10 protein-coding genes, 2 rRNA genes, 2 pseudogenes and 1 riboswitch are annotated in these 11,919 nt (G+C 64.8%); of the genes and pseudogenes, 5 read left to right on the forward strand and 9 right to left on the reverse strand.

Annotated elements, in window-relative coordinates; genetic code table 11:
* Window positions 1-6 precede the first annotated feature (6 nt).
* The 3 genes and pseudogenes from LGN19_RS30760 to metE all read right to left on the reverse strand — a co-directional run.
* Window positions 7-357: pseudogene (locus LGN19_RS30760) on the reverse strand (epoxyqueuosine reductase QueH); the annotation flags it as partial.
* Window positions 358-721: 364 nt separating this feature from the next.
* Window positions 722-976, reverse strand: a pseudogene (glyA, locus tag LGN19_RS30765) (serine hydroxymethyltransferase); the annotation flags it as partial.
* 129 nt (window positions 977-1,105) lie between these two features.
* Window positions 1,106-3,400 (reverse strand): 5-methyltetrahydropteroyltriglutamate--homocysteine S-methyltransferase, encoded by a 2,295-nt coding sequence (gene metE, locus LGN19_RS30770; RefSeq protein ID WP_226218932.1) that lies wholly within the window; start codon window positions 3,398-3,400, stop codon window positions 1,106-1,108.
* Window positions 3,401-3,526: 126 nt separating this feature from the next.
* Here metE and LGN19_RS30775 point away from each other — a divergent pair, with 126 nt between their 5' ends.
* Complete coding sequence (locus tag LGN19_RS30775) at window positions 3,527-4,435, forward strand: LysR family transcriptional regulator (RefSeq protein ID WP_174976925.1); 909 nt, start codon at window positions 3,527-3,529, stop codon at window positions 4,433-4,435.
* Between the two features lie 22 nt (window positions 4,436-4,457).
* On the opposite strand, the gene LGN19_RS30780 is transcribed toward LGN19_RS30775, so the two are convergent.
* Both LGN19_RS30780 and LGN19_RS30785 read right to left on the reverse strand, forming a co-directional pair.
* Window positions 4,458-5,180 (reverse strand): CbtA family protein, encoded by a 723-nt coding sequence (locus LGN19_RS30780; protein ID WP_122948049.1) that lies wholly within the window; start codon window positions 5,178-5,180, stop codon window positions 4,458-4,460.
* Between the two features lie 13 nt (window positions 5,181-5,193).
* Window positions 5,194-5,403: a CbtB domain-containing protein gene (locus LGN19_RS30785; protein WP_006488502.1), complete on the reverse strand. Its 210-nt coding sequence runs from the start codon at window positions 5,401-5,403 to the stop codon at window positions 5,194-5,196.
* A gap of 32 nt (window positions 5,404-5,435) precedes the next feature.
* Window positions 5,436-5,578: riboswitch (cobalamin riboswitch) on the reverse strand.
* A gap of 45 nt (window positions 5,579-5,623) precedes the next feature.
* Here LGN19_RS30785 and LGN19_RS30790 point away from each other — a divergent pair.
* The 3 genes from LGN19_RS30790 to LGN19_RS30800 all read left to right on the forward strand — a co-directional run bounded on the left by LGN19_RS30790 (window position 5,624) and on the right by LGN19_RS30800 (window position 9,162).
* A complete protein-coding gene (locus tag LGN19_RS30790; RefSeq protein ID WP_226218934.1) occupies window positions 5,624-6,211 on the forward strand; it encodes a histidine phosphatase family protein in 588 nt (195 codons plus the stop codon).
* A gap of 185 nt (window positions 6,212-6,396) precedes the next feature.
* Complete coding sequence (locus LGN19_RS30795; RefSeq protein ID WP_226218936.1) at window positions 6,397-7,989, forward strand: inorganic phosphate transporter; 1,593 nt, start codon at window positions 6,397-6,399, stop codon at window positions 7,987-7,989.
* Between the two features lie 399 nt (window positions 7,990-8,388).
* Window positions 8,389-9,162, forward strand: a complete 774-nt coding sequence (locus LGN19_RS30800) for a 2OG-Fe(II) oxygenase (RefSeq protein WP_264173251.1) — start codon at window positions 8,389-8,391, stop codon at window positions 9,160-9,162.
* 282 nt (window positions 9,163-9,444) lie between these two features.
* Here LGN19_RS30800 and LGN19_RS30805 read toward each other — a convergent pair whose 3' ends face one another.
* Window positions 9,445-10,869 carry a DHA2 family efflux MFS transporter permease subunit gene (locus tag LGN19_RS30805; RefSeq protein ID WP_174963636.1) on the reverse strand — a complete coding sequence of 475 codons (1,425 nt, stop codon included), beginning with the start codon at window positions 10,867-10,869 and terminating at the stop codon, window positions 9,445-9,447.
* On the opposite strand from LGN19_RS30805, the gene LGN19_RS30810 reads away from it, so the two are divergent.
* Window positions 10,868-11,065, forward strand: a complete 198-nt coding sequence (locus LGN19_RS30810; protein WP_226218940.1) for a hypothetical protein — start codon at window positions 10,868-10,870, stop codon at window positions 11,063-11,065. The genes LGN19_RS30805 and LGN19_RS30810 overlap by 2 nt on opposite strands.
* Window positions 11,066-11,098: 33 nt before the next feature.
* Here LGN19_RS30810 and LGN19_RS30815 read toward each other — a convergent pair whose 3' ends face one another.
* The 3 genes from LGN19_RS30815 to LGN19_RS30825 form a co-directional block, all read right to left on the reverse strand.
* Window positions 11,099-11,380 (reverse strand): hypothetical protein, encoded by a 282-nt coding sequence (locus LGN19_RS30815; RefSeq protein ID WP_226218942.1) that lies wholly within the window; start codon window positions 11,378-11,380, stop codon window positions 11,099-11,101.
* Between the two features lie 182 nt (window positions 11,381-11,562).
* A 5S ribosomal RNA gene (rrf, locus tag LGN19_RS30820) occupies window positions 11,563-11,675 on the reverse strand.
* Window positions 11,676-11,805: 130 nt separating this feature from the next.
* Window positions 11,806-11,919, reverse strand: a 23S ribosomal RNA gene (locus tag LGN19_RS30825); the annotation flags it as partial.

Below are 11,919 nucleotides of genomic sequence, written 5' to 3' on the forward strand. Positions count from 1 at the left end.
CAATCGTCAGCTTTCTTGATTGCCGCCTTCCGGCGCGTCCTTCGTGTCATACATCGTGCCGATCCCGATCGGTTCGCGACCGTTCGCCTTGCGCTGCAGGTTGGTATCGCGCAGCGAATACACACATCCGCAGTACTCCTGCTGATAAAACGTGTCGCGCTTGCTGATCTCGATCATGCGTGCCGAGCCGCCGCCCTTGTGCCGGTTGTATTCCCGGGACATCAACCCCGGATAGCACGCGGCGCGCTCGAAACGCATGTCGAAGCACATCGTGCAGCGCACGCCGCGCTCGGGCTCGGGCTCGTTTTCGTGCTCCATCCCGCGCGCATGCGCGAACCCGTCGTCGCGATCGTCATCATGTCGATTCCTTGAAGACGACTTTCCGGACCACATTGCGCAGCACGGCGTCGGCGATCTCCCCACGTTCCTTTGCCGCGCCAAGCTCCATGGAATAAAAATCCAGGTCGAGCAACGCAGCTTGCGCTTCATCGCATTCAACCCACGCGCGGGCAATGGTACGCAACGCGTCCCGATCGGTCCGCCGCAGCCGCTCCACCACCGCACGGCCGACCTCTTCGTACATCGCCCCACAATCGTCGCTGTCGTCGTCGAGCGACTTCAGCAGCCGTTCGGTCGCATCGTTTTCCACATTTCTCACCTTGTCCTCCTCAGCGTGCTGCCACGAATACACCGGGAAACGTTTGGTCAGCTCGGCGACCTGCGCACGCACACGCTCGATCGCCAGCTGCTCGACGACGTCCACGTATTCGCAGCCGCCGTCGTAGCGCTTGCCCGGAAAACCTACCGCGTATTTGTTCGTGAGTTACGAGCCCTGTGCGGCCATCACGGCCGGGCTCGTGTAATTTTCCGACGCGATCAGCTCGATGTGATCTTCCTGGCGACGGTTTTCCTTCTGGATGGCATCGACCAGTTCCGGATCGGGCTGGTCAAACGCGTAGCGGTTACGTTCGAACATGGCAGGGATGGGATCCCCCAAAACACAGTGGACGCGCCCCGTCCCGGCGCCTGCCCGGGACGATCTCGATCGGTGCGACACCCGCCGCCGGATCATCGATCCGGACAGCAGGCACGCAGCATTCGCGCGCTACTGCACCTGGTTGCGCAGCGTCTTCGCGGCGGCGACCATGTTCGTCAGCGCCGGAATCACTTCCGCCCACTGGCGCGTCTTCAGGCCGCAGTCCGGGTTCACCCACAGGCGTTGCGCCGGAATCCGTTCAGCCGCCTTCTTCATCAGGCCGACGATGTGATCCTGCGTCGGGATGTTCGGCGAGTGGATGTCGTACACGCCCGGCCCGATCTCGTTCGGATACTTGAAGTTGTCGAACGCGTCGAGCAGCTCCATGTCCGAGCGCGACGTCTCGATCGTGATCACGTCCGCGTCCATGTCGGCGATCGACGCGATGATATCGTTGAACTCCGAATAGCACATGTGCGTGTGGATCTGCGTGTCGTCCCGCACGCCGTTCGCGGTGATGCGGAACGACTCGACCGCCCACTTCAGGTATTCGCCCCACTGCGCACGGCGCAGCGGGAGCCCTTCGCGCAGCGCGGCCTCGTCGATCTGGATCACGCCCACACCGGCCTTCTCGAGATCGAGCACTTCCTCGCGGATCGCCAGCGCGAGCTGGTAGCACGACACCGAGCGCGGCTGGTCGTCGCGCACGAACGACCAGTTCAGGATCGTCACCGGGCCGGTCAGCATTCCCTTCATCGGCTTGTTCGTCAGCGACTGCGCATACGTGATCCACTCGACGGTCATTGCCTTCGGACGGCTGATGTCGCCGAACAGGATCGGCGGCTTCACGCAGCGCGAACCGTACGACTGCACCCAGCCGAACTGGCTGAACGCGTAGCCGTCGAGCTGCTCGCCGAAGTATTCGACCATGTCGTTACGCTCGGCTTCGCCGTGCACGAGCACGTCGAGTTCCAGCGCTTCCTGCTCGCGCACGCTGCGTTCGATTTCAGCCTGCATCGCCGCGCGGTAGCCCGCTTCATCCAGCGCACCGGCCTTGAACTGGCTGCGGGCCTGGCGGATCTCGCCGGTCTGCGGGAACGAGCCGATCGTCGTCGTCGGGAACGCCGGCAGGTTCAGGCGGGCCGACTGCTTCGGCGCTCGCTGCGTATAGGGGCTCACGCGGTTGCCGAGCTGCGCGTCGATCCGGGCGATCGCAGCCTTCACCGCCGGGTGGTTCACGCGCGGCGAATGGCGGCGCGACTGGATCGCGGCGGCGTTCGCGGCCAGCGCATCGGCCACCTTGTCGCGGCCCTGGTTCAGCGCGGTCGCAAGCACCTTCAGTTCGTCGAGCTTCTGCAGCGCGAACGCGAGCCACGAACGGATCTCGGCGTCTAGCTTCGCTTCGCTCGCGAGGTCGACCGGCACATGCAGCAGCGAGCACGACGGTGCGAGCCACAGACGGTCGCCCAGTTGCTTCGACAGCGGCTCGAGCCAGTCGAGCGCGGTGTTCAGGTCCGTCTTCCAGATGTTGCGGCCGTTGATCGCACCGACCGACAGCACGCGCTCGGCCGGCAGTTCGCGCACCAGCGCGTCGATTTCGTCACGGGCGTTGATCGCATCGATGTGCAGGCCGTCAACCGGCAGCGACGCGGCGAGCGCCAGGTTGCCCTGCAGCTGGCCGAAGTACGTCGCGAGCAGCACCTTGATCCGGCGCGTTTCGAGTGCGGCATACGCGGTCTTGAATGCTTGCTGCCATTCGGCGTCGAGCTCGGTGACGAGGATGGGTTCGTCGATCTGCACCCATTCGACGCCTTGTGCGGTCAGCGTGTCGAGCAACGCGCCGTACACCGGCAGCAGCTTCTGCAGCAGCGCGAGGCGATCCGAGTCGTCCTTCGCCTTGCCGAGCCACAGGTACGTGACGGGGCCGATGATCACCGGCTTCGCCTTCACGCGCTGCGCGTTCGCTTCGGCGAGTTGCTGCAGCAGGCGCGACGGATCGAGCGAGAAGTTCGTGTCGGCGTGGAATTCCGGGACGATGTAGTGATAGTTCGTGTCGAACCACTTCGTCATTTCGCCGGCCGCGACGCCGCCGCAACACGCGGCATGCTCTTCCGCCGACTGCGCAGAACGGCCGCGCGCCACGCGGAAATAGTTGTCGAGCGCATCGCCGTGGAAGCCCTGCACGCGCTTCGGCAGGTTGCCGAGCGTGAAGCTCATGTCGAGCACCTGGTCGTAGAACGCGAAGTCGCCGATCGGAGCGAGATCGAGGTCGCGCTGGTCGCGCCAGTGACGCTCGCGCAGTTGCGCGCCGAGCGCCTTCAGTTCATCGCGCGACGATTCGCCCTTCCAGTAGCGTTCGAGGCCGAACTTGAGTTCGCGCTTGGCGCCGATGCGCGGGAAACCGAGATTGTGTGTCGTCGCCATGGCGCTGCCGTCCAGAAGTAGTGAAGGTCCGGCAACCATGATAGGGATTTCAAACCATGAAATAAAATGGCATTATTTCATTCATCCATTAAAGTTATTCATGAAAATGCAGGATGAGCGATAACCATGCTGGAACGATTCCATCTCGTCGTCATTCGTGAAGTCGAGCGCCAGGGCTCGCTGACCGCAGCCGCCAATGCGCTGCACGTCACGCAATCGGCGCTCAGCCATACCGTCCGGAAAATCGAGCAGCAGCTCGGCACGCCGATCTGGGATCGCGAGGGGCGCGGCCTGCGGCTGACGCAGGGCGGGCAGTATCTGCTGAAGCTCGCGAACCGGCTGCTGCCGCAGTTCGAGCTGGCCGAGGAGCGAATGAAGCAGTACGCGAAGGGCGAGCGCGGCACGCTGCGTATCGGGATGGAATGCCACCCGTGCTACCAGTGGCTGCTGAAGGTCGTGTCGCCGTACCTGTCGCGCTGGCCCGACGTCGACGTCGACGTAAAGCAGCGCTTCCAGTTCGGCGGGATCGGCGCGCTGTTCGGCTACGACATCGACGTGCTCGTGACGCCCGATCCGCTGAACAAGCCGGGGCTGCGCTTCGACCCCGTGTTCGACTACGAGCAGGTGCTGGTGGTCGCGGACGCACACCGTTTCGCCAACGCCGATTACGTGACGCCCGAGCAGCTGACCGACGAAATCCTGATCACCTATCCGGTCGAAACCGACCGGCTCGACATCTACAACCAGTTCCTGACGCCGGCCGGCATCGTGCCGAAGCGGCACAAGTCGATCGAGACGACCGACATCATGTTGCAGATGGTGGCGAGCGGGCGCGGCGTGGCTGCGCTGCCGCGATGGCTGGCCGACGAATATGCCGACCGGATGCCGGTCGTGCCGGTCAAGCTCGGCAAGAAGGGGATCGCGAAGCAGATCTTCCTCGGCATCCGCGAGGCGGATGCGTCGATCGACTACCTGGCCGCGTTCGTCGCGCTGGCGCGCGAATCGACGTGGAGCGCGCCGCGCATGCTGCGCTAGGCACGCCCCGTTGCAATGCGCGTCAGGCGGCGCGCATGCCGATACGTTCGCCGCGCTCGACCCATGCGCCGAACAGCAGGCCGATCGTCGTCCACATGATCACCTGCATGCCGATCGCCGCGGCGCGGAACTTCCACAGCACGACGGCCGGGAAGGCAGCCGGCACTTCGTTGATCGACGGCAACCCGAGCTGCACGGCCGCGATGATCGCGATGAACACGAGCCCCGCGACGATCGACGCGTTCCATTGCCCGAGCTTCGCCAGCAGATGGCGGCGCACGCTGACCGAGAACACCATCGTCGCGATCGAGATCGCGATCATCAGGAAGAACAGCCCCGTGCGATAGCCGATCGTGTCGGGGTCTCCAACCGACGGCGGATTGGCCGGGTACTTGATGTTCGGCACGATCACGAGCGCGATGAACGCCGCCAGTGCGAGCCAGGCGGCCAGCGGCCGTGCCGGGAGACGGCTGCCTCGGCCATACGCATACGCAAAGACCAGCGAGAACAGCCCGCCGAACGCCGCGCCATAGGTCACGACGCCCGTCAGCAGGCCGAAGCCGGCCTGCGTGTGGCGGCTCACCAGCTCGGGTTCCGGCGCGTCGCCCTTGGCGGCGTCGAGTTTTTCTTCGAAGGAGATCGCCTGATCGACTTGCGGTTCGCCGACGATTTTCGCGAAACCGAACGTGAGGAGGCCTGCGGCGATGCCTGCGAGCATCCCGCGCATGAGCAGCTTTCCGACCATCATGAACTCCGCGTCAGTGGCAGGGGAAGCCGAGCAGATGGCGGCCGTCGTGGACGAATTCGTGCACGTACATGCCCGGCACGAGCGACGTTGCGCCTTGTTCCGCGCCGACGAAATAGAGGGCGAGCAACAGGATCAGGCCGACGAACACGGCCCACGGCAACAGTTCACGGACGGGGATGGGCGCCGGCACGACCGCCGGCTTCAGCACTGCTTCGCTCATGGATGCACCTCAGGGGAATCGCGCCCCGGCAAATGATGGATGGGTACGAAGGCAGGTCTGGCTTCCGGGATCATGGATCACCGGTTACAGTGGCGCGACCGCGCCGGAATTGCACCGGCTTCCGCGTTTCGTATCGGGCGAATTGTACGCGCGAACGTTCGCGTATTGAAGCGGCGAAAAGTGGACGAACGCGCCCGTCCCGGCTCCCCCGAAAACCTCCATGAACATGCATGCCTCGCTGCGCCTGATTGCACACGCATCGACCCGGGCGATGCGCACCGGCACGTTTCCCGACGACGACCCGCTCGACGCGCACGGGCTCGCCGACGCCGCGGCGCTGCGCGACCGGTGGACGGACGTCGCCGGCTCGCTCGTGCTGTGCAGCCCGGCCCGCTGCGCGGTGCAGACCGCCGATGCGCTCGGCCTGCACGCCGACATCGACGACGCACTGCGCGACATCGACTACCGAAGCTGGCGCGGCAAGCGGCTACACGACCTCGCGCGCGACTGGCCTGACGAACTGGGCGCGTGGATCGGCGATCCGTTGGCGTCGCCGCACGGCGGCGAATCGTTCGATGCAGCCATGCGCCGCGTCGGCGCGTGGTTGAACGCGCTGCAACGCGGTCGAGACATCGTCGCCATCACGCATGCGCCGATCGTGCGCGCGGCCGTCGCGCATGCGCTGCGGATCGATTCCGGCGCAGCAACCCGCATCGACGTGGCGCCGCTATCGTGCACGACATTCGCTGCGTCGCCGCACGGCTGGTTGTTGATCGCGGAAGGCGATCCGCGCGACACTGGTGCATAGCCTCCTGCCGTGTTGCGTTCGCGATATGGGCCACGACGCCCGCCGACGTGTTGTCTCGTATCGCAATCGCATGGCGATGTCCACCTTACATCGCTGCAAGCCCCGCCGTTCGTCATCCCTGCTGTCATCAAACTGACTGCTAGCCGAAGCTAGGATCGGTCGCGGTTCCCTTACGAGATACCGTCATGAATCAACCTGCTTCGTCTGCCCCGAACAGTCCGGGTTCCGTCGAGCGCACCAGGCAGCTCGGCTATGCCGTCTTCCTGCTGGTGCTCGCGATCGGCGCGGTCTATATCGCCACGCACCTGATCGACGATCTGTCGCCGATGCGCGAAGGGTCGCTGTTCCCGTACCTGATGCTCGGCGCCGCACTGCTGATCGCGCTCGGCTTCGAATTCGTCAACGGCTTCCACGACACCGCGAACGCGGTCGCGACCGTGATCTATACGCACTCGCTGACGCCGAACGTCGCGGTGATCTGGTCCGGCCTGTGGAACTTTCTCGGCGTGATGATCTCGAGCGGCGCCGTTGCGTTCGGCATCCTGCAACTGCTGCCGGTCGAGCTGATCCTGCAGGTCGGCAGCGGTGCGGGCTTCGCGATGGTGTTCGCGTTGCTGATCGCCGCGATCGTGTGGAACCTCGCGACCTGGTATTTCGGGTTGCCGTCGTCGAGCTCGCATACGCTGATCGGGTCGATCATCGGCGTCGGGCTGATGAACCAGCTGATGCACGGGCCGTCCGGCACGAGCGGCGTCGACTGGGGCCAGGCGCTCGGCGTCGGCAAGTCGCTGCTGTTCTCGCCGATCGTCGGCTTCCTCTGTGCGGCGCTGCTGCTGCTCGTGCTGAAAGCCCTCGTGCGGATTCCGGAGCTGTACAAGGAGCCGCCGAAGGACCAGCCGCCGCCGTTCTGGATTCGCTGCCTGCTGATCCTGACCTGCACGGGCGTGTCGTTCGCGCACGGCTCGAACGACGGGCAGAAAGGGATGGGCCTCATCATGCTGATCCTGATCGGCACGGTGCCGACCGCCTATGCGCTGAACAAGGCCGTCACGCCGGCCGAGACGCAGACGTTCGTTGCGGTCGCGAACCAGGCCGCCGCGACGTTCGGGAAGTACACGAACGGCGTCGCACCGTCCGCGAACCCGCGCGCCGACGTCGAGCGTTACGTCCAGCATCGCGAGCTGACGCCGGCCGTGATCCCCGCCGTTCAGCAATTGTCCACGTCGCTCGCGACCGCGGTCGGCGCGTCGGGCTCGATGGCCGCCGTGCCGCAACGCGACATCGACAACGTGCGCAACACGATGTATCTGGTATCCGAAGCGATCCGCCTGATCGAGAAATCCGGGCAACCCGCATTCGCCGCCGACGACAAGCTCGCGATCGACAACTATCGCAAGCAGCTCGATCACGCGACCAAGTTCATTCCGACGTGGGTGAAGGTTGCGGTCGCAATCGCACTGGGCCTCGGCACGATGGTCGGCTGGAAGCGGATCGTCGTGACCGTCGGCGAGAAAATCGGCAAGCAGCATCTGACGTACGGACAGGGGGCGTCGGCCGAACTCGTCGCGATGCTCACGATCGGCGCGGCCGACGTGTACGGATTGCCCGTGTCGACGACACACGTGCTGTCGTCGGGCGTTGCGGGCACGATGGCGGCGAACGGCTCCGGGCTGCAATGGGGCACGGTGCGCAGCCTCGTGCTGGCGTGGGTGCTGACGCTGCCGGCGTCGATCGTGCTTGCCGGCGGGCTCTACTGGTTGTTCCGGTCGGTGGCCTGAGCGAGCGGCGACGGCGGCCGGTGAAAGCCGGTCGCGTCGCCTCGTGCAGATTCGACCCTCGCCTTTCCGCTGAAGCGCGCCCGGCTCCCCTGTTCCCCTGTTCCCCTGTTCCCCTGTTCCCCTGTTCCCCTGTTCCCCTGTTCCCCTGTTCCCCGGCTCCCCGGCTCCCCGGCTCCCCGGCTCCCCGGCTCCCCTGCTCCGCTACACCGCGCGTCGCATGGGCCGGTGTCGCACCACCTGGCTTCTTCGCGCCACGCGCGCTTCCCCGTCCATCCGAATTGAAGCGCAAGATCTGGAGCGCATCGGCATTCGTGCGACATTAGACTGGGGCCATCGACTCTCATCGTGGATCCCATCATGCGCGCAACGCCACCGGACACCGCTTCGCTGCCTCTTTTCATGCCACCTGCCGCACAGCGAAGCCAGTCGGTGCCTCGTACCGATCCGCAGCCCGCAGTCGAATCCGCCGACATCGCACAACGGATGGACGCGCTCGACTGGGCAGCCGTCGCTGCCGAACTGGATCACCATGGATGCGCGCGCGTGCCGGGCCTGCTGTCAGCGCACGAATGCGATGCGCTTGCGTCGCGGTATCCGGATGACGGGCTTTACCGATCGCGCGTCGTCATGGCGCGACATGGCTTCGGGCGCGGCGAATACAAGTATTTCGCCTATCCGCTGCCTCCGCTCATTGCCGAGTTGCGTGCAACGATCTATCCGCACCTCACGCCGATCGCAAATCGCTGGAACCAGGCGCTCGGCATCGACACCCGGTATCCCGACGACCATGCGAGCTTCCTCGATCGTTGCCACGCGGCGGGACAGACACGGCCGACCCCGCTGATCCTGCAATACGGCCCGGACGACTACAACTGCCTCCATCAGGATCTCTATGGCGAGCACGTGTTCCCGCTCCAGGTCGCCATCCTGCTGTCGGCGCCGGGGCGCGATTTCACGGGCGGGGAGTTCGTCCTGACGGAACAGCGGCCACGCATGCAATCGCGCGCGGACGTGGTGCCGCTGACACAGGGCGACGCGGTGATTTTCGCAGTCCACGGCAGACCGGTGCAGGGCACGCGCGGCGTCTATCGCGTCAACCTGCGCCACGGCGTGAGCCGCGTCCGGGCCGGTCATCGTCATACGGTCGGCATCATCTTTCACGACGCGCAGTGACTTCTATCGCCTCGCATGGGGAGGAGCGATTCGGCTCGGCGGCTCGGCGGCTCGGCGGCTCGGCGGCTCGGCGGCTCGGCGGCTCGGCGGCTCGGCGGCTCGGCGGCTCGGCGGCTCGGCGGCTCGGCGGCAGATTAGTGCAGGAAATGCGCAGAAGTTCCCGCATCACACCGGCATCGTCGCGAAAATCGCATATCGGCCGAATCGCACCTTGCCCTTAGGTGAGCGAGCGAAAACGAAAACCCGCACCGACCGCCGCGCAAATGTGAGCGCCGAGCCGACTTACCCGCGCGCCATGCCCGCTCGCAGCCGATCGCCCGCGTTGGCCGCCAGCCGTGCGTAACCCGGCAACGTCAGCAACGCGAGTACGCCCGCGGCGATGAATGCCCAGCGGAAATCGTCAAGCACGTAGTGAACGCCCGTTGCATCGCCGCGCGCCAACGCCGCCACCCGCAGCGACAGCGCGCCGAACGCGATACCCATCCCGATCGTCATCTGTTGTGCCGCGCTCCACAGCGTGCTGGCGGCACTCGTCTGCTGGGCGGGGATATCCGCATAGGCCAATGTCGCAAGCGTCGTGAACTGCATCGACCGCGTCAATCCGTAGACGAACACGACAAGCAGCGTGATCGCCAGCGGCGTCGACGCGGTCAGCCAGCCACACGCGATCGTGAAGAAGCCGACGATCGTCACGTCGACGAGCGCGACGCGCCGGAAGCCGAAGCGGTCGAGTATCCACGACGTGCCTGCCTTCATGCCGAGGTTGCCGAGCGCACTGGCGAGCAGCAACAGGCCCGACTGGAACGGCGACAGTCCAAAGCCGATCTGGAACAGCAGCGGCAGCAGGTACGGCACGGCATTGATCGCCATGCGCGTGACCGAGCCGGTGACCACCGTGACCGAGAACGTCGGCACCTTCAGCGTCGTGAAGTCGAGCAGCGGGTGTTCGCACCGTCGCGCATGCAGCCAGGCCGCGATGCCGAACAGCATGCTGGCGCCCACGAGCAAGCCCGCACGGGCAAACTGCGCATCCTGCTGGCCGGCCGTTTCGGTGCCGATCAACAGACACGTCAACGCACCGCCCGCGAGCACGAAGCCGACCCAGTCGAGCGGCCGTTGCTCGTCGGCGCGCGTGTTGCGGACGAGCAGCCACGTGCAGACCAGCGCGGCGATGCCGAACGGCACGTTCAGCAGGAAGATCCACCGCCACGATGCATAGGTCGTGATGAAACCGCCGATCGGCGGCCCGACGACCGGCGCAACGATGCCGGGCCACGTGATCGTCGCGATCGCTCGCATCAGCTTCGCCTTCTCCGTACTGCGCACGACGATCATTCGCCCGACCGGCACCATCATCGCCCCGCCGACGCCCTGCAGCAGCCGCGCGGCCGTGAACGCCACCACGCCATTGGACAGCCCGCACAGTACCGACGCACCGGTAAAGATGACGATCGCGCTGCCGAACACCGTGCGCGAGCCGTATCGGTCTGCGATCCAGCCGCTGATCGGGATGAATACCGCGAGCGCGAGCATGTAGGCCGTCATCCCGAGGCTCAGCGCGTTCGGCCCGACGCCGAACGAGTTCGCCATCTGTGGCAGCGCAGTCGCGATTACGGTCGTGTCGAGGTACTCCATGAAGAAGGTCGCGGCGACGAGATACGGCAAGAAGTCGGTCGTCCGATCACCTTGGGCAGAGCGGGCTGTCATGAACGATGCAGTCGGTGGAGAGGCGGGAGACGCCGGCCACTCACATGCGCGCGGCCGGGGCGAGTGGCGATATTACCGCGAAGCGCCGGTGCTTCGCTTTGGGCGCAAGTGGAGTGGAAATTACTTTATGCGCATAGACTCGATCCGGCGCGGCGATGGCCGGCGCGTGCGATTCGACGAAGAAAATGAATATTGAGCCAAATATCGGCGACGATAGACTCCGTTTGCGTCATTCGCCCAGAAGTCCGTCTTGGCGGAGCCTGTACTGTTCGCCTCGACATGCATCGGCCCAATCGGCACGCCCCTGCTCGTCGGTTGTCCCCTGGTAGACCACGACGCCGTCGGAAGCGCGAATCATCGAGAACTTCATGTTGGCGAACGGGCCGACATCGCCATCCGCGTCCTGGAATTTGGCATGGAACGGTGCTCGAACACAGCCCGATTCCTGTTGTTGCTGGGCGGCACATCCCAGCAACGAGAAGCAAAACAGAAGCGGCACGAGTTTCTTCATCAGCTGTCGCAACAGGCAGGAAATGGCGAGATATCGACGGGAGCGCGCTCGGCAGATCGCGGCGAGATGCACGCGGATTGCCGATGTTGAACGGGGAATGCGATCGAGATACGTACCACTGCATTTCCGCCGCTGAAATGCAAAAACCCCCGCCTTTCGGGCGGGGGTTTCTGGCTTAAGGAGCCTGACGATTACCTACTTTCACACGGGAATCCGCACTATCATCGGCGTAGAGTCGTTTCACGGTCCTGTTCGGGATGGGAAGGGGTGGGACCGACTCGCTATGGTCATCAGGCAAAGAGGGTTGTTGTGCTGACTTCGCAGCACAACCAATCTTGGAAGAAGCAGTAATTTTGAGTTGTGTGTATCACACACGAGAATCCAACCCGTCCGACGCGCTCTGTAGCGCGAAACAGACTTGTTATAGGATCAAGCCTTACGGGCAATTAGTATCAGTTAGCTGAACGCATTACTGCGCTTACACACCTGACCTATCAACGTCCTGGTCTCGAACGACCCTTCAAGGGGATCTAGTCCCC

Source organism: Burkholderia sp. AU30198 (assembly GCF_020419825.1).
Lineage (GTDB): Bacteria > Pseudomonadota > Gammaproteobacteria > Burkholderiales > Burkholderiaceae > Burkholderia.